The 24,921-nt window shown below is 42.0% G+C and carries 24 protein-coding genes; 17 read left to right on the top strand and 7 right to left on the bottom strand.

What is annotated here, in order from left to right; translation table 11 throughout:
* Positions 1 to 122: 122 nt before the first annotated feature.
* Positions 123 to 1,556 carry an FAD-dependent oxidoreductase gene (locus tag KHN78_RS16450; protein ID WP_211917289.1) on the top strand — a complete coding sequence of 478 codons (1,434 nt, stop codon included), beginning with the start codon at positions 123 to 125 and terminating at the stop codon, positions 1,554 to 1,556.
* A 69-nt stretch (positions 1,557 to 1,625) separates the two neighbouring features.
* On the opposite strand, the gene KHN78_RS16445 is transcribed toward KHN78_RS16450, so the two are convergent.
* The 3 genes from KHN78_RS16445 to KHN78_RS16435 are packed head-to-tail and all read right to left on the bottom strand — an operon-like array spanning position 1,626 to position 3,996.
* Entirely contained in the window at positions 1,626 to 2,561 is a 936-nt protein-coding gene (locus tag KHN78_RS16445; RefSeq protein WP_211917287.1) for a biotin-dependent carboxyltransferase family protein, read from the bottom strand.
* Entirely contained in the window at positions 2,558 to 3,241 is a 684-nt protein-coding gene (locus KHN78_RS16440) for a 5-oxoprolinase subunit B family protein (protein WP_211917285.1), read from the bottom strand. Before KHN78_RS16440 ends, KHN78_RS16445 begins: the two co-directional genes overlap by 4 nt.
* Positions 3,241 to 3,996, bottom strand: coding sequence for a 5-oxoprolinase subunit PxpA (locus KHN78_RS16435; RefSeq protein ID WP_211917283.1), 756 nt, complete (start codon positions 3,994 to 3,996; stop codon positions 3,241 to 3,243). Before KHN78_RS16435 ends, KHN78_RS16440 begins: the two co-directional genes overlap by 1 nt.
* A 292-nt stretch (positions 3,997 to 4,288) precedes the next feature.
* Between KHN78_RS16435 and KHN78_RS16430 the strand changes: the two genes are divergently transcribed.
* Together KHN78_RS16430 and galE are read left to right on the top strand one after the other, a co-directional pair.
* Complete coding sequence (locus KHN78_RS16430) at positions 4,289 to 6,244, top strand: diguanylate cyclase domain-containing protein (RefSeq protein WP_211917281.1); 1,956 nt, start codon at positions 4,289 to 4,291, stop codon at positions 6,242 to 6,244.
* A gap of 53 nt (positions 6,245 to 6,297) precedes the next feature.
* On the top strand, positions 6,298 to 7,314 hold the full coding sequence (gene galE / locus KHN78_RS16425; RefSeq protein ID WP_211917278.1) for a UDP-glucose 4-epimerase GalE: 1,017 nt from the start codon (positions 6,298 to 6,300) through the stop codon (positions 7,312 to 7,314).
* A 340-nt stretch (positions 7,315 to 7,654) separates the two neighbouring features.
* Here the strand turns inward: galE and KHN78_RS16420 are convergent, their stop codons facing one another.
* Positions 7,655 to 9,793 (bottom strand): TonB-dependent hemoglobin/transferrin/lactoferrin family receptor, encoded by a 2,139-nt coding sequence (locus KHN78_RS16420; RefSeq protein WP_211917276.1) that lies wholly within the window; start codon positions 9,791 to 9,793, stop codon positions 7,655 to 7,657.
* A 221-nt stretch (positions 9,794 to 10,014) separates the two neighbouring features.
* Between KHN78_RS16420 and KHN78_RS16415 the strand changes: the two genes are divergently transcribed.
* A complete protein-coding gene (locus KHN78_RS16415; protein ID WP_211917274.1) occupies positions 10,015 to 10,902 on the top strand; it encodes a LysR substrate-binding domain-containing protein in 888 nt (295 codons plus the stop codon).
* 182 nt (positions 10,903 to 11,084) lie between these two features.
* Here KHN78_RS16415 and KHN78_RS16410 read toward each other — a convergent pair whose 3' ends face one another.
* Positions 11,085 to 13,718: a bifunctional acetate--CoA ligase family protein/GNAT family N-acetyltransferase gene (locus tag KHN78_RS16410; protein WP_211917272.1), complete on the bottom strand. Its 2,634-nt coding sequence runs from the start codon at positions 13,716 to 13,718 to the stop codon at positions 11,085 to 11,087.
* Between the two features lie 236 nt (positions 13,719 to 13,954).
* On the opposite strand from KHN78_RS16410, the gene KHN78_RS16405 reads away from it, so the two are divergent.
* The 4 genes from KHN78_RS16405 (at position 13,955) to yciH (ending at position 16,505) form a co-directional block, all read left to right on the top strand.
* The gene (locus KHN78_RS16405) at positions 13,955 to 14,521 is read left to right on the top strand and encodes an SPOR domain-containing protein (RefSeq protein ID WP_128812904.1); all 567 of its coding nucleotides are present in this window, start codon (positions 13,955 to 13,957) and stop codon (positions 14,519 to 14,521) included.
* Between the two features lie 149 nt (positions 14,522 to 14,670).
* Positions 14,671 to 15,660 carry a D-alanine--D-alanine ligase gene (locus KHN78_RS16400; RefSeq protein WP_211917270.1) on the top strand — a complete coding sequence of 330 codons (990 nt, stop codon included), beginning with the start codon at positions 14,671 to 14,673 and terminating at the stop codon, positions 15,658 to 15,660.
* A gap of 139 nt (positions 15,661 to 15,799) precedes the next feature.
* The gene (locus KHN78_RS16395) at positions 15,800 to 16,189 is read left to right on the top strand and encodes a DUF3319 domain-containing protein (protein ID WP_211917268.1); all 390 of its coding nucleotides are present in this window, start codon (positions 15,800 to 15,802) and stop codon (positions 16,187 to 16,189) included.
* Between the two features lie 4 nt (positions 16,190 to 16,193).
* Positions 16,194 to 16,505, top strand: coding sequence for a stress response translation initiation inhibitor YciH (gene yciH, locus KHN78_RS16390; protein WP_211917266.1), 312 nt, complete (start codon positions 16,194 to 16,196; stop codon positions 16,503 to 16,505).
* A gap of 352 nt (positions 16,506 to 16,857) precedes the next feature.
* On the opposite strand, the gene KHN78_RS16385 is transcribed toward yciH, so the two are convergent.
* Positions 16,858 to 17,238, bottom strand: coding sequence for a DUF3693 domain-containing protein (locus KHN78_RS16385; protein WP_211917264.1), 381 nt, complete (start codon positions 17,236 to 17,238; stop codon positions 16,858 to 16,860).
* A 196-nt stretch (positions 17,239 to 17,434) separates the two neighbouring features.
* Here KHN78_RS16385 and KHN78_RS16380 point away from each other — a divergent pair, with 196 nt between their 5' ends.
* The 7 genes from KHN78_RS16380 to KHN78_RS16350 all read left to right on the top strand — a co-directional run bounded on the left by KHN78_RS16380 (position 17,435) and on the right by KHN78_RS16350 (position 23,036).
* On the top strand, positions 17,435 to 18,754 hold the full coding sequence (locus KHN78_RS16380; protein ID WP_211917262.1) for a replication initiation factor domain-containing protein: 1,320 nt from the start codon (positions 17,435 to 17,437) through the stop codon (positions 18,752 to 18,754).
* Between the two features lie 10 nt (positions 18,755 to 18,764).
* Complete coding sequence (locus KHN78_RS16375) at positions 18,765 to 19,118, top strand: DUF1293 family protein (RefSeq protein ID WP_211917260.1); 354 nt, start codon at positions 18,765 to 18,767, stop codon at positions 19,116 to 19,118.
* A 21-nt stretch (positions 19,119 to 19,139) separates the two neighbouring features.
* Positions 19,140 to 19,388 (top strand): single-stranded DNA-binding protein, encoded by a 249-nt coding sequence (locus KHN78_RS16370; RefSeq protein WP_211917258.1) that lies wholly within the window; start codon positions 19,140 to 19,142, stop codon positions 19,386 to 19,388.
* Between the two features lie 10 nt (positions 19,389 to 19,398).
* On the top strand, positions 19,399 to 19,614 hold the full coding sequence (locus tag KHN78_RS16365; protein ID WP_211918976.1) for a phage coat protein: 216 nt from the start codon (positions 19,399 to 19,401) through the stop codon (positions 19,612 to 19,614).
* Positions 19,615 to 19,919: 305 nt separating this feature from the next.
* Positions 19,920 to 21,560 (top strand): methyl-accepting chemotaxis protein, encoded by a 1,641-nt coding sequence (locus tag KHN78_RS16360; protein WP_211917256.1) that lies wholly within the window; start codon positions 19,920 to 19,922, stop codon positions 21,558 to 21,560.
* A 1-nt stretch (position 21,561) separates the two neighbouring features.
* On the top strand, positions 21,562 to 21,876 hold the full coding sequence (locus KHN78_RS16355) for a DUF2523 family protein (RefSeq protein WP_211917254.1): 315 nt from the start codon (positions 21,562 to 21,564) through the stop codon (positions 21,874 to 21,876).
* A complete protein-coding gene (locus tag KHN78_RS16350) occupies positions 21,873 to 23,036 on the top strand; it encodes a zonular occludens toxin domain-containing protein (RefSeq protein WP_211917253.1) in 1,164 nt (387 codons plus the stop codon). The genes KHN78_RS16355 and KHN78_RS16350 overlap by 4 nt, the downstream gene beginning before the upstream one ends.
* 373 nt (positions 23,037 to 23,409) lie before the next feature.
* On the opposite strand, the gene KHN78_RS16345 is transcribed toward KHN78_RS16350, so the two are convergent.
* Positions 23,410 to 23,766, bottom strand: a complete 357-nt coding sequence (locus tag KHN78_RS16345; RefSeq protein WP_223917813.1) for a regulator — start codon at positions 23,764 to 23,766, stop codon at positions 23,410 to 23,412.
* A 173-nt stretch (positions 23,767 to 23,939) separates the two neighbouring features.
* Between KHN78_RS16345 and KHN78_RS16340 the strand changes: the two genes are divergently transcribed.
* Together KHN78_RS16340 and KHN78_RS16335 are read left to right on the top strand one after the other, a co-directional pair.
* Positions 23,940 to 24,254 (top strand): helix-turn-helix domain-containing protein, encoded by a 315-nt coding sequence (locus KHN78_RS16340; protein WP_211917249.1) that lies wholly within the window; start codon positions 23,940 to 23,942, stop codon positions 24,252 to 24,254.
* A gap of 191 nt (positions 24,255 to 24,445) precedes the next feature.
* Positions 24,446 to 24,820, top strand: a complete 375-nt coding sequence (locus tag KHN78_RS16335; protein ID WP_211917247.1) for a hypothetical protein — start codon at positions 24,446 to 24,448, stop codon at positions 24,818 to 24,820.
* The last annotated feature ends 101 nt before the right edge of the window (positions 24,821 to 24,921 follow it).

Raw genomic sequence — 24,921 nt, 5'->3', positions numbered from 1 at the left:
AATATTAGGGTTGGAGTGTACCTCGTGTAATCCCATGAACTTTTTGTGATTTTAATCATGATAAAACCCGAGTAGAATTCGGAAATATAAAGATTTTCCCTTATAAAACTTTCAGTGAAGCCATGAAGTCTGAGTTTCAAAATCGTAAAGATAAACACATTGCCATCATAGGTGGGGGTGTTGCAGGTTCAACCGCCGCTATTCACTTTGCAGAGCTAGGCTTTAGCGTGTCTGTTATTGAGAAAGGCGTTTCGTTGGTTAATGGGCCGCCAATTTGTCATTTGCATGCGGGTGGCAACCTATATCGTGAAATTTCTGAGCAACAATGCTTAGATTTACTTACTCAATCGATTGATACAATTCGTTTGTATCCCAATTCATTGAACATTCGTCCGACTATTATTGCCGTTCCTCATTCGGATGGAGGAGACCCAATGGCGTTATTACCACGCCTTGAGGTGATCAAATCTGCATATCAGTCACTGGTAAAGAGTGACGAGCGAAACAAAGTTCTTGGCGAACCAGAACATTACTTTAAGTTGTATTCGCAAGAGGAGCTTGAAGAGTTAGCGACAAAAAACCAACCTGAGTTTCCGCAGAGCATCGATGAGTGGTGCATTCCTTTCGCCCAGCATGCGGATCTAAACACACTGAAGTACCCGGTGGTAGCCGTTCAAGAATATGGATGGAGTGTTTTTCGTTTAGCCGCCATCGCAAACATGACCTTAGCATCACTCCCGAATGTCGAAGTCATCACACAAGCTGAGCTTAAAAAAGCATTTTGGGATGGTTCTTCTTGGCAGCTGAGTTATCAACATGATGATCAGGAGTGCAAGTTAGCTTGTGATTACCTAGTGAACGCATGTGGATTTGAAACGGGCTTTATGGATGACTCCGTAGGGGTTTCGCGTGATCGTCTTGTCGAATTTAAAGCAGCTTACGTTACTCGCTGGCAAGAGTGTCATCAAAAATGGCCTGAAGTGATTTTCCATGGCCCTCGTGGTACGGATAAAGGAATGGCACAGTTAACGCCTTATGGAGATGGCTATTTCCAGCTACACGGGATGACTAAGGGTATTACACTGTTTGATGATGGTTTAGTCGGTAGCACTAAGGTCTCTGCTCAGCCACAGTTGCCAACAAGATTACTCGCTAAAATTCGTCAAGGCTGGCGAGAAGAAATCTTAGAAGAACGCACCTACAACGCCATTCATCATATGTCACAGTTTGTTCCTAATTACCACACTGCCGTGAAAGGCGGCAAAGCACTGTTTGGGGCGCAGCAAATACCAGGGATCGATCCCGTGTTACGTGCGGCTGATGTTACGTTTGAAGATAATCACTACGCTCGTATTGAAGTCGTCAAAGCCTCATCGACCTTGTTAGCGGCTCAGAAGATGGCAAAGTGTTGGTTTGATATTGAACCAAACCACAACGTTGAAGACCAGCATCCTATCACTGTTCATTGGAGTGATGCAGAAGTTGAGGAGTACGCTAAGTCATTAGCGCACGAGCGTGGCTATCCTAGCGCCCTTGCGATACGTTACGGTATGTAATGACTTCACCATAAGCGAACCGAACCAATAGCCGTGTAAACCACGATGATGTGGTTTACTTAAATGGGCTCAATAGCCAAAAAACTGAGCCCACTGGCACCACACATCTTGTAAGCCTTTTCGATCACCTTTCACGAAACGCACCTTTTGACCGGGTTTTGCTTGTGCTAGCCTTGGTAAATCGATACGCGCAACGCAGCCCAATTTAGGGTAGCCTCCAATGGTTTGATGATCATTGAGTAAAATGATCGGATTACCATCGCTTGGAAGTTGAATAGCACCTAATGCGACACCCTCAGATAACATGCGAGTGTAGGGGACATCAATAGGCGTTCCCTCTAGTCGATATCCCATTCGATCAGAATTTACTGAAACATCAAAACAAGAGGAGTAAAAGGCGTGTTTGGCGGCGTCGTCAAAGTCATCACATTGGTAACTTTCAATAACACGTAACGTGATCGGTAAATTATAGTCAGGCTTAAAACGAAATGTCATTTGTCGCGGTTTCGTCCGCGGCAAAGAATGGGCCGGAAAAGAAAGCTTATCTCCAGCTTGTAGGGGGAGACCATTTTGATTTAAACCACCTAATGATTCACGTACCACGGTAGAAACGCTACCTAAATGGGAATGAACAATAAAGCCACCTCTGACCGCGAGGTAAGCTCGCAATCCGTTCTTTGGTGAACCAAATTGCAATGTTTGACCTCGTAACAAGGTAAAGTCAGACCAATTCGGTATCAGCTTACCATTCACTGATGCGTTTAAGTCACCACCACAAACTGCCAAATGGCAATCTTCTAACGCCTGAAAGCTCGTATTACCGAATGTTACTTCAATCACGGCACTGCCTACAGGATTTGAAAGTAAATGATTCGACCAACTGTAAGCGTAATCGTCAACGGGACCACCTTGTGTAACGCCAATATGAGACAAACCAAAACGCCCAAAGTCCTGAACTAAAGACAGAGGGCCGGGCTTTTTCACCAACAACGTACCGAGCTTCATAGTTCTCCCCCCAGATTGATAAATTCTTGTTTGGATATTGCACCAAACGTGACCTTGTCACCGACCTCAAAGGGGATAAATGGTGGGCTATCAGAAAAAAAATGAATTGGGCTTCGGCCAATGATATTCCATCCCCCAGGGCTTTCTGATGGGTAGACAGCGGTTTTGGCATCAGCAATGCCAACGCTGCCTGCGGGGACATGTGTTCTGGGCGTTTTACGTCGAGGCATTTGTAGCTCGGCTTCGACGTTAGAAAGAAAAGCAAAACCAGGTGAGAACCCAATCGCGGAAACGGTGTAAACAGGCTTGGTATGAGCTTCAATAAGGAAATCGAGCGTTATCCCTTTATCAATATAGCGCTTGATATCTAGAGCCGTTTCTTCCGCATAGTAAACAGGAATAGAGACATAATTAGGCTGTTTATTGTCTAAAGACTGAACATCAAACGCTTGGAGTAATTGTTGCAGTTGGGTAAGAAGTTGATGTTCAGAAACTCTGAAAGGCAGGTAATCAATTAAAACGGTCCGATAAGCAGGGGTTACATTCATGATGCACGTACTGAACGTGTCGTTTATCTGATGCGCAAGCTCACCAACATGCTCAATCGATACACTTTCATCAAACCGAACGAAAATACTGCATTCAGAGATAAGTGAGATAGAAAACTGCCCTTGTTTCATTAACTTCCCCCGGTATATAAGTTCCTACGAATACTTTGGATTAGCGCAATTGCGTCATCGTTATCTCCGTGCACACAAATAGTATCAGCTTCTAGAAGAATGTACTTACCAGAGGCTGTTTTGACTCGCCCTGATTCAGCAAGCATTTTTACTTGCTCCAAAATAGCATGTTCACTGCTTAGTACAGCATTAGGCTGGCTTCTAGGCGTTAATAAGCCATCATCCTGATACAGTCGATCTGCGAATGCTTCAAATAACAAAGGGACATCAAAGTCATCTGCGATTTCTAAATATCTATCGTTTTCTTGAGAGGCAAGAATCATTAACGGAACTTTAAATAGAGCAACCGCTTTAACCACCGCACGAAAAACCGAGTCATTCATCATCATGTCGTTGTATAACGCACCATGAGGTTTTACATAGCCAATATCTGTGTATTGAGCGCGACAAAGTGCCTGTAAAGCCCCAACTTGATAGATAATCATATTGGTTATGTCATCGTTACTCATTTTAATGCTTCGACGCCCGAATCCTTGCAAATCGGGGTAACTAGGGTGAGCACCAATTTCTACGTCATTTTGATTTGCTAACGCAATCGTATCGTGCATAACATGAGGATCGGATGCATGGAATCCACATGCAATGTTGGCCATGTCAATATATGGCATGACCTTGTCATCTGCGCCCATTTTCCAAGCGCCAAAACTTTCGCCCATATCGCAATTCAATGTTAGTTGTTGTTTATTCAGTGGCATAAATTAGTTCTGCTGTTGATCCCATAATTAACATGCAAGAAAAGGGGATGCATTTCAGTGATAAAGCTCATTATTTGTACTGGCAAACTGGTGTATGTCGCTTTCTTCAAGATGAATACGTATTTGCTAGTTTGATATGTGACGAAAATTATACAAAATCATGCAATTACATTCCCATTAATGAGAATTTAAGCTTCATTTCACTCTGTCTCATGTTAATCTAACCCCTTACCAATGAGATAGCTTGCATAGCCATACTTTTTTGTATGATCACTGTGCAACAAGGAAACATATGTCTTTAAGAACAAAGCTAATATGGCCAATTTTCGTTTCAATGGCGTTCGTCTTTGTTGCTAATCAAGTGTACACATTTCACGCTACCAATGAATCAATAAAAAACTCATTGTCTGTGCACGTTCAATCACACATAAACGAACACGCGCAATCTATCACATCGGCACTCGTATCTAACGACAAGCAAGAAGTTCATCGTCTGTTTAAACCTTTCCTTACACAGCCTAATGTATCGAGCGTTAAACTGTATAACAAGGGAAATCATCCCATTGTCTCTTTGACTCATGAGAGCGCGGATCCGTCTGATACACTCAGCAAAACCACGATAAGAATTCACCAATACATCGGCGAAGTGACAGAGCAGTACTGGTCCATATTTGAACCGATTATTTATCAAGAAGAACGACTAGGCACGGTTCATCTTACTTTATCTAAAGATTTAGTAATGAATGCGATAATTGATAGCGGGTCTAAAATACCGCTCTTTACGATCTTGTTAATTGCAGTTAGTGGGGCGCTATATTTTTGTATTGAACGAAAAATCATGCGACCAATTGCTCGGTTGAATCGGTCATTACAAGATTTTTCTGATGGTTTCGACATTAAAAGTAAGCCGGAACCTAAGGACTGCGATGAACTCAGTCGTACTTTATCGCTGTTTAATTTGACGGCTGGTAAACAGCAAAACAAAGAAAAGCAATTACAAGCACGGTTAGAAACACTAGAGCAGCAAAGCCTATTTGCTCTCGATTTATTTGACACCATTCCTAACGCACTGGTCATCACTGATAATAGTGGCCGCATCATTCGTTGTAATTGGTTGGCACAGAAATTGTTTGATATTGATAGAAATAATCTAGGCGATCAGAATATCTGTCATTTCATCAAATTAAAGCCGCCGATTCAGATGAGCCTTCTTTTATCTAGAGGGTTGGAATACGATGACATTCATATCGAAAGTGAGAATACAGAACAGCAACTTAGCCTCTCGAGTCGTCGTTTAACAAAACAGGGATATTTGCTGTTTACTATTCAAGATATCACAGAGGTCGAAGAAGCCATTAATCGCCAACGTGTTGCAGGGCGTGTTTTTGAGCACAGCCAAGATGGACTCATTGTCCTCAATAATAAAGGCATTATTACAATGGCAAATCCGGCCGTCACTAAGTTTATTGGAGAGGCGGACCAGCTGGTTGGTCGATCTTTCATGAAAATGATCCCATGGAAACGACTCGAATTCATCATGCCGACCATTGTAGAATCCATCGATAATTACGGTATGTGGCAAGGCGAAATGATTGAAAAAAATCACAATGGCGTGCTCATCCCAATGTTTGTCAAAGTAAACCGTATCGCAAGAAGCGAAGATAAGAATGCATACGATCTTGTGATTATTCTTACCGACTTATCGAATGCGAAAGAAATGGAACGATTAGAATATCTCACTCATCACGATGAGTTAACTGGACTTGCTAATCGAACCAAGTTTCACTTGGAACTTGATAAGTTGGTAACGATGTCGTCTTACTTGCGAGATGAGTTTGCAGTTCTTTATTTAGATCTTGATGGTTTTAAAGGAATCAATGACAGTTACGGTCATGATGCTGGCGATGAAGTGTTAAAGCAGGTCGCAAGTCGTATGAATGACGTGTCACGCTACGGTGATTTAAGCGCAAGGTTAGCAGGTGATGAATTTGTGATGATCGTGAAATCTATCAATTCGGAAGAAGTCACTCGCATTGCTAAACGATTGCTTGATGTCATTTGCCAACCTATCTCATATCGAGGAGCATCAATGGCTGTTGGTGTGAGTATTGGAGCAAAACTTGTCAGCATTGATGAAAGAGACCCAACGACAATATTAAAAAGCGCCGATACCGCGATGTATCAAGCAAAGAAAGCTGGAAAAGGCCAAATTATCGTGATCGGATGTGAATCCGATCAGACAGTTTAAAAATCGACGTTAAACCGATACACTATTTTGATTCGATCAAAAGGAATAAATAAATGAAAGTACTTGTTACAGGTGGTATGGGCTATATCGGCAGCCATACATGCATTCAAATGATTGAAGCTGGAATGACGCCAGTGATTTTAGATAACCTGTATAACAGTAAACCAACCGTCCTAGAACGTATAGAAAAAGTGTGCGGCACCAAGCCAACGTTTATTCAGGCAGACATTCGTGATAAAGCGGCACTCGTTGAAGCGATGAAAACGCACGGCATTGACGCTGTTATCCACTTTGCTGGTCTAAAAGCGGTAGGAGAGTCAGTCGCTAAGCCTCTTGAATACTATGATAATAACGTAAACGGTACGCTTGTATTAGTCGATGCTATGCGTGAAGCTGGGGTTAAATCAATGGTATTTAGTTCTTCAGCAACCGTTTATGGCGATCCAGCCTCAGTGCCAATCACTGAGGATTTTCCGACGAGTGCAACCAATCCTTATGGTCGCAGTAAACTTATGGTGGAAGAGTGTCTAACGGATTTCCAAAAAGCAAATCCTGACTGGAGTATTACATTACTTCGCTATTTTAACCCGGTAGGTTCGCATCCAACGGGTGAATTAGGTGAGGACCCGCAAGGTATTCCAAATAACTTGATGCCATTTATCTCTCAAGTTGCGGTGGGACGTCGTGAGTTTTTATCGGTGTTCGGCAGTGATTATGCAACCAAAGATGGTACTGGTGTACGTGACTACATTCATGTCATGGACTTATCTGATGGTCACGTTGCTGCACTAGACAAAGTTGGGACGAAAGCAGGTCTACACATTTTCAATCTAGGGACTGGTAACGGCTACAGCGTATTAGAAATGGTTAAAGCGTTTGAGCAAGCATGCGGCCAACCTGTACCTTATCAGCTGGTGGAACGTCGCCCTGGTGATATCGCTGAATGTTGGGCGGATCCATCGAAAGCGATGAATGAGCTGGAGTGGAAAGCGACACGTACGCTGGAAGAAATGACAAGTGATACTTGGCGCTGGCAGTCAAATAACCCTCAAGGCTATCCAAACGTTTAAAACTTTAGGTTTTACAAAATCATTACAAAAGGCGCGTATTAGCGCCTTTTTTGATCTAAATCGGAAAAATAAGTAAAGTTCTGGTTAAAAGGTAGCGTCTATCAATAGAACTGCTAGACTACAGGCGACTTATAATTCGAGTCGTAAATTTACTTTCAGCTATTGGGGTCGTTCATGGAGCTTGGTTTAATCATCGCTTTCATCGTTGCAGCAGCAGTTATGGTGAAAAAAGAGATGGCAAAACAATAAACTTTCATTTTCCATACTTTTCTTAACATTTTTGAAATGAAAGCGCACAAAAAAAGCCAGCATTAAGCTGGCTTTTTAGTATTTGTAACACTTAAAATTCGTATTTGACACTAATGTTGTAGTTGCGCTCTGCCTGCGTTTTATCTCGGCTTAGCTCAGTCTCACCACGAACATCGTTCCACAAATGGTATTCTTCGTTGGTCAAGTTCATCACACCTGCACGAACAGTCAAATCTTTCATTGGTTTATAATACGCCGTTAAATCAACAACGGTTGCCGATGGCAATGCTACTTGATCCTTTATTCCGCCGTTATCACTATCCGAATTAATGTCGCTGCTCGACTTTTTCGCCGTGTAGTTCACTTTTAGGCTCGTTCCCCACAGGTCATTCGGTGAATCGTAGTTGACAGCGGCAACGGCATTCCAAGGATTAACACTGTTTAGCGGATTACCTTCGCCATCTTCACCTTCAGTATATGCTGCCGCTAGGCGTGTAGTCATACCTTTAGGCAAGCTAGCAATAGCATGCCAATCTAGGCTGTTGGAAAGCTCAACACCTTTAATCGTTGCTTCGCTAATGTTGATAAATGTGTATTCGGTTAAACCACTATTATCCGAAGACGTTTGCTCAATAAAATCCGTGTAATCACTGTAGTAGAACGCCACTTCCGTTGCAGATACTGCCGTATTATGACGATAACCTAACTCATACGATAAACTCTTCTCAGACTCCAGATTTGGGTTAGGGCGGTTAGTATAACCGTGTCCCGGGTTATCATAGGTATAGTAAAGTTCGTCAAAGGATGGCGCACGGAAACCTTGACTAACTTGAGCAAATATCGTTCCAGGTTGAGACAACTTGTACGTCGCCCCTAATCGACCAGTAAAAGCAGAATCACTGAACTTTTCAAAGGCTTCGTCTGATGTGTCTGATGGGTCAGTAGAGAAGTAATCGTAACGAACCCCCGGAGTCAAAATGAGCTTATCGTCAAGCAAGGCTATCTCGTCTTGCAAGAATAGCCCAAAGCTTTCTTCTTTTGCGTCTGGTGTGTATACGTAAACTTTATCTGGCGTATTAGGATCTGAGTTAAACTCGCGATTCGAATTGCTGATGTCACTGTGTTTGTAAGACAGACCATAGACTAAGTAATGATTTTGAATCTCTTTATCTAGCTGAGTTTCAAATTCGATTTTATCTTCAGTATATTCGTAGTCTTTCTTCTGTTGGTTATCACCACTAGGCGGAACATAAGGGGGGAAACCTGGGCTTGCTTCTTTGAATCGATGAGTTACCCCATTTTCTTCTTTACTCGTCCACGTTAAATTAGACGAAATGCTGTCAGCAAAAGCCTGATCCGCAAACCAAATGTGTTTAAGACCAAGACGATTTTGCTTGGTTGAATCTTCCGCATTAAAGTTTTTGTATGATGTACTCGCAATATCAGAATCAGTCTGGTTATAAATGACTTCCCCCAAAAACTCTAGACGGTGATCCTCATTTAACTGGGATTGCAGTTTAATCAAAAGATCGTTCTTGTAATAATCTTGTGACTTAACCGAATAATTGTCGTACGGTGCTTTGGAAAAGTTTTGTAGCTCAGAGCCATCACGGCGGGTATACGCCACAAGCGCCTCTAAACTGTCAAAGCGCTTTGCGACTGCAATATGTTCGCTAAAAGAATTGTCTTCAGAAGAGTAGGAAAGTTTAGCTTGGCCACCAAAGTCTTTACCGTCTTTCAAGAAGTCGCTAGGGTCTTTGGTTTCAAATGCTACGACACCGCCGATAGCATCGCTTCCGTGAAGACTGGATGCAGCACCTTTTACGATCTCAACACTTTTTAGCATGTCAGGATCGACCGTGACGGCACTTGAATTGATGAAAGAGTATGGACCACCGTCAAAAACACCAGGTTGGGAAGCTCCATCCACGAGAATCTTGACGCGTTTTCCTTCCATGCCTCGAATATTGATACTCTGAACACCTTGTCGTTGAGTTCCATTCACTGTCACGCCGGGTGTGTATTCGAATACATCATTAAGATCTTTAACCATGTTATCTTCAAGGTCTAGCTCTGAGATAACAGCAACAGATGCAGCAACAGTATCCATTGTTTGATTAGTACGAGTGGCAGATACAACCACTTCGTTAAACGTGGAATGTTCCTCTGCATATGCACCTTGTGAGATGGCTAACAAAATAGAAGTGGTTAATACGGATTTATTATACATTGATTTCAATACCTTAGGTCCATGGTAGGTAAACACAAACGCGGCGAGTTTAATTTATTTGAATGATAATTGCTATCATTATCACTTAAATTATCATTGGTAATGTAACCTAAATGATGTAGTAGTCTTTACTTATCAATCTGTTATATTGTTTTTAATGATTTTTCATATGTTCACAGAAATTTAGTATCGCGACATACATCACAGCATGGAGGGGTTACATGCAGAGCCCGATTACTTTAGAAGCACTTCATATCTTAGATGCGATTGACCGACGGGGCAGCTTTGCCTCCGCCGCCAATGAGTTAGATAGAGCCCCATCTTCACTTAGCTATCAAATTCAAAAGCTCGAGCAAGATCTGGATATCATGATTTTCGATCGTTCTGGGCACAAAGCACATTTTACAAAAGCAGGAAAACTCATTCTGGAGCGCGGTAGAGCCATATTGCAAGCAAGTGAGAAACTGGTCGCCGATGCGACTTTGCTTGCGAATGGCTGGGAGCTAGACCTTACCGTTGCGTTTGATGGCATCATTCCAATTAAGAACTTCTTTCCTATGGTAGAAGCATTATCAGACGTCAGTACAACGCGTGTTCGGCTACAAGAAGAAATCCTAGCGGGCAGTTGGGAGTCGTTAAATAGTGGACGTGCCGATTTACTTATTTGTCCCGCTTTAGATGCGTTGCCACAGGATGTAAAAGCAGAACGAATTGGAAAAATGTCCATGATCTGGGTTGCGGGTAGCGATCATTACGTTCACAAACGAAACGGTGAATTCGATGAAGCGGCTCGAGAGAAGTACCGCGTGATTGCGATTGCTGATACTGCGAGGGAACAACATGCGCTAACCATGAATATCACTCAAAAACAGCCAAGACTTACCGTAACGAACTTCCATGCAAAAGTGGAAGCGCTTGTATCCGGCCTTGGTATTGGCACTTTACCAAGTCAAGTTGCACAGGAATTCATTGATCGTGGAGAGTTAAAGCGTATTGATGGAACAGAAGACCATTCATTGGACATTATTATGGCTTGGCGAAGAAACACCATGGGCGAGGCGAAGTCTTGGTGTGTACAGTATTTAAAGAAAAACTGGGCACTAAAGTGATGATGTCACTTTATCAACTCGCATTAACACCAAAAGCTAAAAGCACGCGCCAAGCTAAACCAATGGACGCTTCTAAGGCGTCCATTGCTGAGCACTCAAAGACTTAAAAGATAGGAAACTATCAACTTATCAACTTCAGCTCGCTTGCCAATATTCGTTCATAAGAGGCAGGACGAAGATGTTTAATTTAGCGGTAACACCATATCTGCGGTCCCGTCACTAAATTGTACATCCAGTTCAAACCCCAAACTTTGTGCTAATGACAGCATCCCACGATTCGTTGGCATCGTCATCCCGGACATCTGCGCAGTACCTTTAATTTTGCAGTAACTGATGATTTTTTGCATCAGAACTTTACCAAGTCCTTTGCCTTTTAGATCCGAACGAACCAATATCGCAAATTCCGCGTCGCTGTTATCCGGCGTAATTAATGCACGCGAAACACCAATAATGGATGGGCCATTATCATCAAATGCCACCGCAACAAATGCCATTTCGCGGTCATAATCAATCTGTGTTAAGTTTGCCAAGGCTTCATGATTGAACTCACCAACATCTGAAAAAAATCGGTTATACAGATCTTCTTTTGATACGCTATTAATAAATTGAGCGTGAATAGGTTCATCTTCTGGGAGAATCGGCCTCAGTAGAATAGGCTGGCCATCACGTAAGGTAACCGTTTCTACAAACTCTGCCGGAAATGGACGTATCGCAAGGCGCTGTTGTGCATCACCATCATACTCAGACAAGGTAATATCTGCATCGACAATACTTAAATCACTGCCTGACACAAGTACTGGATGGATATCCAGCTTCTGTATTTCTGGTAACTCTACCGCCATTTGTGAAATACGTACAAGAAACTTAGAAAACTCATCAATATTAAACGTCTCTTTGTTTCTTTGTAGACGGATCTTTCCAGACTTAAGTGCAATCACAATCAAATAACGTGCAAGTGCCATATTTAAAGGTGGTAATGCCGCAACGGCATCTTCCATGATATTCCAATCTGAACCGCCTTGTCCTATTAGTATAACCGGGCCAAACACCTTGTCGACTTTAATACTAACTCGCAGCTCTTCGGCACTGCCAAGCTTAGCCATACCTTGAACGAGTAAGCCTTGCAAATTGGCCTGGGGGTAGCTTAACTTCGCCGTATCAAGAATGGCTTGAGCGGCACTCGAGACTTCTTGGCTATTGCGTAGGTTAAGCGCAACACCATGAACATCCGATTTATGTGGAATGTCTGGTGAACGCAATTTAACAGCGACAGGATAACCAATGTTTTCAGCCATATGAACAACTTCGGATACTTCTGAAGCAATCCAAGTAGGGAGAATATTAAAGCCAAACTGTTCAAATAACGGACTATTTTGATGGGTATCTAACGATACTGTTTTTTTGTCCAGTAATTGTTCTTTAATCCAATTTTTAGCGCTATCAACACTTGCGGTATGAAGCGGTTCTGCCGTGGTTGGAGTCTGCATTAATTGCTTTTGGTTTCTCCTGTACTCAACTAAGTGCATGTAGGCAACCGCAGCGCTTTCAGGGGTTCGATAGGTTGGTATACCAGACAGAGTAAACGCGAGTCGAGCATCCCGCGATGTTTGTTCACCAGACCAATTACTCAGAATGTTAAAATGCTTGTGCCTCGGATGAGCTTTGATGGCTTCAATCACGGCGTTTGCAGTGTCCGTTGAATCGGATACTGCGGATGGACTATGCATAATCAAAATGGCATCCGCACAGTCATTATTCATCAAGGTGGTAATGGCTCGAACATAGCGTTCTTTTGTTGCATCGCCGCCTAAGTCAATCGGATTTACACCTTGCCAATTAGCTGGTAGGGCTGATTTCAATTGTTCAATCGCTTCGTCATCCAAAACAGCCAATTTTCCGCCTCGTTCTAGTAGAGCGTCTATCGCCATGACAGCAGGTCCACCACCATTTGTCACTATGGCGAGACGCTCACCACGAAGTGGGACAGAGTGAGTGAGTGTTTCAACGGCGGCAAACAGTTCATGAGTATTTTTTACTCTTAACATACCAGTACGACGAATGGCGGAATCATAGATGATATCAAGCGTATCTATCTCTGGGCTCCCAAGAGCCTGAGCTTCAGGCGAGCAACCCGCTTTTAGTACTAAAATGCGGCGATTGCGAGATGCCGCTCGAGCTGCAGACATAAATCGACGAGCGTCTTTGATCGATTCAACATACAATAAGATTGATTCTGTTTTTGCATCCATACTCAAATAATCAAGCAGTTCGGCGAAATCAATATCTTGCCCTTGTCCGATAGAGATAAAAGCGGAAAAGCCGATGTTTTTATCGTTTGCCCAATCGAGTACGGTTGTACATACAGAAGAGGATTGAGAAACAAAAGCAATTTTCCCTGGTTTAGCCGCCACAGGAGAAAAAGAGCAATTGAATTGTTGCCACGGTAAAATGATACCTAAACTATTTGGCCCTAATACACGAATTGATAGGGCGGATAGCTCAAGATCTTCTGCATCATCGGATATAACAATCGCAAATTCAGTGCCTCTTTCGTCTAACTCTTTCAGTAATTGTTGATTACGAGAAACATTTGTACAGAGAATCGCAATATCAGGCGTGTAGGGCAGAGCTGCAATGCTCGGATAGGCGATAACGCCAGATACGGTTTTATATTTTGGCGTCACCGGCATAATCGCACCACCAAACCCAGATTGAAGTAAATTCCGCATGACGATATGACCGGCACGGAGCGCTTTAGGTGAGGCGCCAATAACGGCAACAGAGTTAGGTTTGAACAGTTTTTGCAGTTTATTCATAGTGACTCCTTGCCGACGAAATGCTCATTTTTTGGACTGTCGTTTACGCCATGATAACGGAATATGTTGCTCTTTAAATATGGTTGGCTCAGACAATTGCGCAAATCTAAACCAACCATGTGGAGTTTGTGCCACTCATCACATCAAAATTGAAGATTATTGTCTTTGGTGCTTGATAAAATAGCCGGCTATCGGCATGATTTATTGTAATATTTACTCAGAGCTTTTGTTACTTCATGAAAAAAATCTCAATCATTGGTTTAACGGTACTGCTTTCGGCTTGTGCATCGGAAACTTACATCACAGACGTTAGCACAGAAAGCTACCGAGAAGATTACCAATCTCAAGCCATATCAAAACCAGTCATGTCGACCGACAATGTAGTAGAAGAAGACGTCAAGCCGACTTATGTTGAGACGACGCCAAAGCCTGAACAAAGTAATGCAGCGGTACAGCCTCCAAAAGAGCAAGCAAAACCAGTACAGATTGTGCCCCCAAGCGAACAGCAAGCAGCGATCCAACGTTTTGGTTATACAATCCAAGTTGTTGCCGTGGGTAGCCAAGCAAAAGTCGACCAATTTGCACGTCAGTTGCCACAAAATGACCAACCAATTTGGGAAAACTACAAAATTGTTAATGGGACTAAATGGTTCTCTGTTCTTTATGGAGACTACGCTACAAGCGCAGAAGCAAAACAGGCCATCATGCGTTTACCTGAGCAATTCCAACAGCTCAAGCCATTTGTAAAGAGCATCGATGCCATTAAAAATTCAGCGTATCCAACACTTAACAAGCTGAATTAGAATTCGAAAAAGGGAGCTTAAATAGCTCCCTTATTTTTTGTTCACTTCCTACCCGAACAGTGTTTCTAACAGTAAAATTACTGTACGTTATCACGCAAAAGTTTATCATACTGAACAGTATCTTTTGGAAATCACGGAAAGATTGATTCATGATTAAAAATATTCTTCTACTTTGTGGCGGCGGCTCATCAGAGCACGAGATCTCTCTGCTATCAGCAAACTTTGTAGAGCAGCAATTAAACCTCATTGAAAATTTCAATGTTACACGCGTCGAAATCAAAAATGAAGGTTGGGTGACTAACCAAGGTGAATTGGTTTACCTAGATTTAAACTCCAAGCAATTGTGCTCTGACAACTTAAATCTGACGATTGATTTCATCGTACCGTGCATTCACGGTTTTCCTGGTGAGACTGGTGATATCCAATCCATGTTTGAGATTGCAGGCATTCCTTACCTAGGCTGTGGACCTGAAGCAAGCAGTAATAGCTTCAACAAAATAACCTCTAAGCTTTGGTATGATGCAATCGGTATTCCCAATACACCATATCTCTTCTTAACTCGTAATGATGAGCAATCCCATCAACAAGCATTAGCAGCGTTTGATAAATGGGGTAAAGTGTTCATCAAAGCGGCAAGACAAGGCTCATCCGTTGGATGTTACAGTGTAACTGAAAAGAGTGATATTTCTCGTGCGGTGAACGATGCATTTGGCTATTCAGAGCAAGTGCTTGTAGAAAAAGCAGTAAAACCTCGTGAACTGGAAGTTGCAGCTTATGAAATGGATGGCCAACTTTACATTACTAAGCCTGGTGAAGTTATCGCACCAGACGGAGCGTTTTACTCATACGATGAAAAATACAGCAGTTCAAGCCATTCATTAACCGAAGTTGAAGCAAAAGGCCTCACTGACACTCAATCTCAAGCAATTTTGGACGCATCAAAAACTGTATTTACTCAGATGAATCTGCGTCATCTTTCACGAATTGATTTCTTCCTGACTGAAGATGGTGAAATCTATTTAAATGAGGTGAACACATTCCCAGGGATGACGCCGATTTCGATGTTTCCTAAGATGCTTCAAAACAATGGCCACAAATTCCATGAGTTCTTGGAAAGTTGTATTAAGAGTGCAATCTAGCTAACGTTAGCTTCATACATTTTGTGGTAAATATAAACTCAACTGAGCATTATTCTGTCGCTTACATCGAATGCGCGATTTGAATAATGCTTAGCTACGATTATTATTTAAACAACGTATTGAAAGAAAGTTCAGTGGTATGGCAATTTCTAATTATAGAGGCTATAACCTCCAATCTAGCGGTTCCGACGGCAGCGTTTGGAGAGTTAAAATCAAAAACCACGTTTTACAAGGTAGTTTAGCGGCGGTAAAAAAGAGTATAGATTGGTGGTGTGACACGGCATCGATTATTGATCCAAAAGAGTTTTCATCTTTAGGACAACGAAAGCAAAGTGCCGCAAATCCACTGTCTGAAGTTTTTAATGGCTACACGATAAAGAACGATACTGGCGAACCGAACGCTTGGTACTGTATGTTCAATGGCAAGTTGATAAAAGGTGGGAAAACTGCTATTCAACGCCATATCGAAGCTTATTTGATTGCAAAGCAAAAAGCGATGCAAGCTCAAGCACAGCAACAAAAGAAGTAAATCTATGACACTCGTATATTCAACAGAAACTGGTCGAATCAAACCAGAAGAAGAGAAAGTCGAACGTCCTAAAGGCGACGGCATTGTCCGAATCCAACGCCAAACGAAAGGCCGTAAAGGTAAAGGCGTTTGTATTGTCACTGGATTAGATCTTGATGATGCGCCTTTAAAATTACTGGCTGCCGAGCTTAAGAAAGTTTGTGGTTGTGGTGGTTCAGTTAAAGATGGCACTATCGAAATTCAAGGTGATGCTCGTGACAAAATCAAAGCACACTTAGAGAAAAAAGGAATGACGGTAAAACTTGCTGGCGGTTAAACTGAGCAAGATGACCAACGTTTATAAGAGCGCCATAATTTGGCGCTTTTTTACGTCTTAATCTTTTCGTCACTCGAGCTGATGAACTGAGTGCAACATAGAAAAAAGTGCATTTATCGCTACAAAGCAAAAAAACGAATCGAGATGACTTAAAGAGCTTTAATTTACAAATGAGAAAGCCAATCTCTGAATAGACATTGGCTAATGGAAGATCAAGCAATCGCAGATTGATAGATCGATATTAGCTATTTTATGGTAAATAACGATTATGTTTAATGATGCTAATAAAATCCGTCTGATTTTAAAATCTGAGAGGGATAGGAGCCCAAAGTATTGTAGATTACGAATACAATCACACTTTATTCAACATAAGCCAACATAATGCGAACTCGGATACCTTGTTAAAATGCGCGTCCATGCTGACCATAAAAGCTGTGCAAGTCATTGAAATGCTTGTTAAACCTAGCCCGTTAAACTTTTTTGCAATGTCTGACCAAATTGCGTGAGCTTCATAAGTTTTCGCCTTATCTAGCGCTAAACCTACTAAAGCCTTTTCTTTGTCTTCGCCTACGGCCTCGGCTAACATAAGTATTTGATTTTCTTTAAGGAAGTTTCTTCCTTTTCTTATGTCTGTGAGCATTTGAGGGCTTACACCCAAGTCATGGGCGATTTGCTTATATTGAACATAGTTCATTTGCTCTTTATAGGCATCTAACAGCTTGCTTGAGTACATTTGTTACACCTCTTTTTGTCCTGTCTTTTCCTTATCATAGCGCATTAACACGTAAATCTGCGTATTGACGATGTGTGAATTAACATATTTACTATATGTAAATTAACGTATTCGACCGCCTTGGTTGGGCCGTATGGCCTTGACTCCTACGGTGTGGCTTTGGCGGTCACTCTCTCAACTGGTCAAGGTGGTTGTTATGTCTGAAGTGCAAATTGAACCTATCGCGATGCGTGAATTTGCGTGTACTGATTGCGGTCAGGTTTACACTTCGCCATTCGTCTGCGTTTGTCCTTTCTGTCGCTCTGGTGTTGTTAACCAGAAAGCCCTTGGTCTTGAAGATAAGCATGAGCGTGTTGCTTACTCTAACTTTCGCACGCACAAGCCAACGGCTTACCTTAAAAAAGCGGCTCGCATCAATCCAGAATTGATTTACAAAGAAAAAACCAATATTGATTCTGAATCTGAATACCTAAACTCTGCTGTTATCATTGACCATCTTGCCTTTACGGTTAAATTGGCGGATTTCCGTTACTGCACCAAATCCGGCCTGTTCTCTGGTATCCCTTTCCCAAAAGAGCCAGTGTTTGAACCAATGAAAGCCAAAACACCTAAAGAAGCCGATGCGATTCGCGCTTATCGCCGTAAAGTGTATGTTGATTACTTAGAGCGTTGCGTGTTGGTGTTTATCACTAAAGTGCTTGGTTTTACAGCTGGCTCAATGACTGGAAACAAATTTCAGTTTTACGATGATTCATTTGCGCTTCATCCGGTGGATTCATCCGATTATTTAGGTCGTGTTGGTGTTGGCGGTAACAATGACACGATTCACTTTCAAATTTCTGGTGATGGTTGCAAGCATTTGTTTATGCGCCGTTCTCGCCGTTACGTTCACCACTGGCTCGCCAATGTTCTCAACGTAACCTTGTTAACTCGTTGTGATTTGGCGTTCGATGATTTCGACGGGATTCACACTTGTGAGCATGTTGACCTCGCCTTTTTAGATGATGCCTTTAAGCGTTCTCGCGGCATTTCTCCTAAATACCACAATGCTGACCGTTGGCATTTGGACGCCAAAGGAAACAAGGTTTTCTATTCTGAGGCGCGTGAAATTGGTTCACGTCAGTCTTTGGTGTATTGGCGTATATACAATAAGAAGATACAGCAAAAAATTGAAAAGGATGATTTCGTTTGGTATCGCAGCGAGGTGGAATTAAAAAAAGTCTCGGTTGATATTCTTCTTGATATTGAGGGCTATTACGCCGGAATTAATGACTATGCGGCCTCTTTGTTTTCAAAGAAAGTCGATAAGAAGTCAATTATTCATAAAGCTAAAAAGCGCATCAAATGTGACGTATTAAAAGCCACTTATTGGGCTCGTCGTCAATATGGTCGTACAGTAAACAGTTTATTCCAACTGCATAAGGGTGATTGTGAAAAGGTGGTCGGCGCGTTAATACGGTCGGAATCAAAACTTTCGTTCACGCCTATGCACTCACAATTAGTTAATAGTTTATAAGGAAAAACGCATGAGCTTTTTTATTCATGGTATTAAGAAGTCCGTTTTTAAAAACTCGGGTTCAATGAATTTTGAATTGTATATTGGTCGTCCGGTAACGGATTTTGAAAATGATTCAATCAAAGTGTCTGGTGTTGGTTTTTATGATTCAGTCTCTGACTTTGAAAAAAGCCGCGGTGTTAAGTTGCGCCAATTAGAGGCCGGATACGCTGAGCGTCTAATTTCTTCTGGGGCGTTTGTTCCTTACAAGCACTATGAGCTTAAATTGATTCCTGACCCTGCCGACCCGTTAAAAGATATTGTTGGCGAGTTAATTCCAGTGGATGCCGATATTAAAAAGCATTTTGCTGATTCAATGAAATAAATTTTTTGTGTGTGATTGATTATGCCTACTTGTGTAATGCCCAACGCTCAAGGTTTTTTAGCGGTTGTTGCTGATATGTCTCAAACGGCTTGTGAGGGTGGCTTTGTTGCCATTACCGCGGCGGAATATGACTACATGATTAGTTACACACAGATAACCAGTATCGAGGCAACATCGTACTTTATTGGCGGCTTTGCTGCTGTCTTTGCTGTGGGTTTTGCTTCTACGTATGCGATAAAAATCGCGCTTAAATTAGTAAACATTCTATAAGGTACATTTTATGAAACTAACTACTAAGTTCCGCAACGCTTGTATCGTTGCATCGGCTCCACTTCTAGCTTCACCTGCTTTTGCAACTGAGGGCAGTGATATTTGGGCTTCTATCGACTTCGCAGGTATTGCGGCAAAAGTAACGGCTGCGGGTATCGCAATCATCGGTATCGCTATGGCATTTAAAGGCATCCAATTGGCTAAACGTGCGGTTCGTTCTGCATAAGGTATTTTATGTTAATAGCGCTGCATGATTTGCAATTAATAGTGTTTGCCCTACTTGGCGGCCTTGCGGGTTTTGTGGCTGCTAAAAACTTAAATGAGTAGGGGCTGCGGCCCCTTTTTTAATAGGAGTTAACTTAACATCAGAAAGGGCTCGCCCCTTTTTTAATAGGAGTTAACTTAACATGGGAAAGAGCTCCACCCTTTTTTAATAGGAGTTAACTGAACATGAGAAAAGGGCGAGCCCTTTTAAATAGGAGTTAACTGAACATGAGAAAGAGCTTGCCCCTTTTTTAATAGGAGTTTCTTATGAGCTTTAAACAAAGCATTGCAGCATTAATCGTTTTATTCAGTGTTTCGTTTAGTGCTTATGCGGATAAAATCGTTTACGTTCATACTAAAGCGTATGGTGTTAATGTTTCCGGTTGTCCTGTTAATGAGTATCAACGCTATTCGTTGGACTGGTTAAAAACGTGTCCTATTGGCAAGTACACGGGTAAGTATCAAATACGCTCTACCTCTGATAATGGCTCTGTTGTTCGCATTCAATACAGCGCTAGTAATGCTCAGTGGGTTTTCTACAATCAAGTGACGGACAGTTGTCCAGATGGGACGGTAGTGAATCCAGAAACTGGTCAATGTGGTGCGCCTCCTCCTCCTTATTGTGAGCGTGAATCAACGCTCGAAGAAATATTAAATGCTCGTAATGAATGTGAAGCGCAAGGCAATGAGTTCTCTTTTTCTTGTAGTGATGAAACTGAATCATGGGAGCCGTTCTGTGAAAAGCCACAATGTGACTTTGGGGAAAATGGAGACGGTACATGTAAAACAGCTTGTCAGTATTACAAGGATATTGGTGAAACTCGTACTTTGAATTGGCATCCATACATTTATGGGAGCTCTCCTACTGGTGCTTGTTATGGTGGTTCTGGTGGTACTCGTTGTGAATTGGGCCGTTCTGGTGTATCGGTTTGCGTGGGCTTAGATAATGGCTCAATCGGTCCTGACTCATCTTGTTCCGGTACATTTGCCTTTAATGGTAATGAGTGTTCAAGTAACGAGGCTTTCTGGGGCGATTCTCCTACATCTCCGCCACCTGTTAACCCAGAAGACCCCAATCATGACCCTGATGACCCAACGGGCGGCGATATTGAGGACCCTAGCCCTTTGCCAGATAGTGACAGTACGCCTCTGCCTAATCCAAATCCTGACGATGTTGAAAAGCCTGATGTGGAAGACCCAGAAACGACGCCAGAAACAGATACTGCGGTTTTATCGGCTATTAAGGGAATGAATGCGGATATTAATGATTCACTCCATACGTTAAACGGTGATGTAAATCAGGCAAGTGTGGATATTCGCAATGAATTAAAAGTGCTTAATGCTTCTATTGTGAAAAACGCACAAACCACGCAGGAGCAACAGAAAAACGATAATGTGATTTATGAAAAAACAAAGGCATTAATTCAGCAAGCTAACGCAGATATTACTACCGCGGTAAATCGGACAAATAACTCTATTAATGCGCTTGGTGAGGATGTGGGTTCTATTGCTGGTTCAATGGATGGCATTGCGGAGGATGTATCCGGTATTTCTGATTTCTTGGATGGGGTTGCTAATACGGATACTTCGGGCGCTGGTGTTGGTGGTACGTGTATTGAATCTGATTCGTGTACGGGCTTTTATGAATCTGGTTATCCTGATGGTTTGGGTGGTATGGCCTCTGAGCATTTGGCAGGTATGAAAGATACGGTGCTTGATGGCATTGTTGGTATGTTTAACTTAGATTTATCCAATGCTAGCCGCCCTAGTTTCTCTTTGCCTTTGCCCTATTACGATAATCAAGATTTTGATGATTATGTGAATTTTGATTGGATATTCGGCTTTATTAAAGTGTGTATTTTGGTGACTGCGGTTTTCTCTGGTCGTCGCATTATATTTGGTGGCTAATATGGATTGGATAATTGATTTATTTAATAAGCTGATTGAGTTTCTTTATCGGCTTTTAATTACCTTGATTGATATGGTTAAGGATGTTTTCTTTTGGGCCTTTGAACAAATATTTGAAGCAATCAATATTATGCTTTCTTGGGTGATGGGCTTTTTAAGCCCAATTGATATATCCCAATATTTGACCGGATTGCCTCCGGAGGTTGCTTGGGTGATGACCGCTATTGGTGTTCCTCAAGCGTTAACGATCATACTTACCTGTTTGTCGGTGCGTTTACTTCTTCAATTAATTCCGTTTACAAGGTTGGGCTCATGATTTATGCCATTGTAGGCCGTCCACGTAGCGGCAAGTCTTATGAGTCTGTGGTTTATCACATCATTCCTGCTGTTAAATCGGGTCGCAAGGTTATCACTAATATTCCTTTGAATATTGATAAGTTTCGTGAGGTGTTTGGGGATGATGCTGCGGCTTTAGTTACGGTTGTGGATGGTAAGCTCAATGATTATGGTAGCTTAGATAGACCGTTTGCTAAGTTTACCGATTATCAAGACGATTGGCGTGATGAGAATAATCGCGGTCCGCTATTTGTGGTCGATGAGGCTCATATGGTATTGCCCAATCGCAACTTGGATGCGCATATATTAGAGTTCTACTCGTTACATGGTCACTACGGTATTGATATCATTTTGCTTACGCAGGATTTGCGCAAAATTCACCGTGACGTAAAGGCCATGATTGAAATCACGTATTACTGTGCAAAGAATACGGCTTTTGGGAGCGATAAGACTTATACCAAAAAAGTAAGAATTGGCTCCACTAGTGAAGTGGTTAATGAGGAACAGCGAAAATATAAAGCGCATTACTTCCCTTTTTATCAAAGTCATACTCAATCATCAGGTTCTGTTAAGGAAGCAACTGCGGCAGATATTAAGCCGATTTGGACTCGTTGGCCGTTTTGGTTAGGTGGTACGTTTTGTGTTATTGCCGTAATTTTTAATGTTTATGTTTGGATGCCAGATGATGAGCTTCCAGTTCCTGAGCAACAACCCATCCAAGAAACTCAATCTACTTCATCCAGTGCGATAACTTCGGTTCCTGATGGTGTTCCATCATCGACTGCGGTCCCAAACGAAAAAAGTATTTCTGTGTTTGGCCCGTTGTCTGCTTATCAATTTGTCGTGACCGGGTATTCTAAGCAGCATGTTTACGGTGCTTCGTTTAATGGTGATAGCTTCCTAAATCAAGACCTCTCTTTTTTCCGAATATACATCGACGTTTACAAGGATGATAAAAAGGTTTTTTCTTTAAATCAGATAGATTTGCAATCTATGGGCTATGGCTTCAATGCCTTAGCTGAATGCGTTTATGAGATGAGTTGGGGTTCTGAGCTTAGGGTGTTAACTTGCCTCGATGGTGAGGATGTTCAAAGCAAGCCGGATAACGTTTTTGATTCCCTTCCAACTGTCAGCATATAGCGGACTGCCTCGCAGAGATAAGGGCGCATAGAAAGTCATTGGATGTGATCATTTTAAATGCGCCCGATAATCCAGCATATTCCCTGCAATTGAAAAACTTCCCTCTTTCTTGCTAAGCCCGCTTTTGGGTTCAGGGCACTGCCAGTTCATGGTTCTTTCACTATTCTTCTATGGTTCTCTGAATCAGTTGAGAGTCGAGACTGATTCTTAACGATTTACCGAGCGCAGCTCGGGAGGGGCCCGTTTCGTCGGGAGGGCCCCGAGCGAAGCGAGGCTAACCCCCGTTCTGTATTACGGGGGTACTTTCCTCCTAACTATCGGATTTCACCGCGGCAGCATGTATATGTAAGCGTAGCGCGCCAGTGTTTGAGCGCTAGCGAGTCTTAATCTTGCAAAGTGCTCTAACATATTTCATTAGCCTGGTGACTATCAACATATCGGCCTCTGCTCCAATTTCTAATAATGCGATTGCGGTTAAAAGCTCTTGTGATGAGATTTTCTGTCCAGTTGGTAATTCAAGTTTGTCGTAGTGCATTTTGAATAGTTCCCAATCGTCACTTGGTGATAGTTCTCGACCAGTTGCCATTCTCATAAGCCGTTTGCACTCGGGTGGAATAGGTTTACCATCATCCCAACTTTTGACAGTCCTCACACTTTTAAAACAAAGTTTTGCTGTGTTTTCGATGCTTAAACCGCATTCAAATTCACGAAAAATGTAGTTCTTGCTCATCTTTCGGAAGTTCGTCATATAGACCCTTATTTTTAAAGGGTTCTATATACTTTCTATATGAAACGGCATTCAACATAAGCCAACATAATGCGAACTAGAATTGTAAGCCCAAAGCGATAATGTCCTAATATTTCCAAGTGAATCTGTCCTATGTTTGCTTGGAGGTATTTAGGATGTTAGTAACGATGAACGACCATGAATTGCAACGTTTCTCCATTATCCAAGATGTTTTAAACAATAAGTTAAAGCGCCGAGATGCCACATCCATTCTTGGAATAAGCTACCGACACTTGTCTCGCATACTTAAAACTTTTAAGGAACTTGGCGTTGAATCCCTAGATCATGACAACCGCGGTCAACCCTCGAGAAACCGAATTAACCATTCATTTGGGTGTCACAGAACGAATTACATTGCGCTTAATCACGATGACTTTGTTTCTATGGATTGGATCATATTCGTGTTTAGCTGGAAAGATGATGTATGCTAAGTGCTGAATGACCTATCATGAAGACCCAATCCATGAACAGCACATCTCGAGAGCTATAATTAATATTCAGGCGAGACGATAAATTCATAGGTGCGACGTTCTTTCGTACAAACAATTGAACAAGATCACGTTTTTAAATTTCAAAATGTTGATAATTCGCGTTGAAATATCTGCGTCAAAAAGCTAGTAAAATGAACAACACATTTCGAATATTATTACCGATTCTTTCTTTAATGCTACCCGCTATTTCTTATGCAAAAAACTGCCAAGATACAGCGTCTGGGAACGCGCACTATGAGTACTGTCAAAGTGAAAATGGTGATGCTATTTGGAAAAAGAAAACAATCGTTGTCGATGGGAAGTCGTTTCTTGATGGCGTCGATAAAAACGGCAATGATTGGACAGGCGTTCGTGAGATTCAAGGTCAAAAACACATTACGCGATACTACAATAAAAAGAATCAACTTATCGCCATTAACACATGTGAAGGGACCAAGTGTAGTCAAGAAGTCATATCCCATTACTCAGAGCATGGCGAACTAAAACTCGACCTCGCGGACAAGTAATATCATCAAAAAAATACAAGCCGAGTGCACCACGTACACTCGGCTTTTTACTATGTATCATTCCACAAAACCCTACCTACTTACCAATTACTTTAATAATA

Origin of the sequence: Vibrio sp. B1REV9 (genome assembly GCF_905175395.2) — a bacterium.
In the GTDB taxonomy this organism is placed as follows: Bacteria; Pseudomonadota; Gammaproteobacteria; order Enterobacterales; family Vibrionaceae; genus Vibrio; species Vibrio alfacsensis.
Note: the sequence above shows the minus strand (reverse complement) of the source record. Positions and strands in the feature narration are given on the sequence as shown.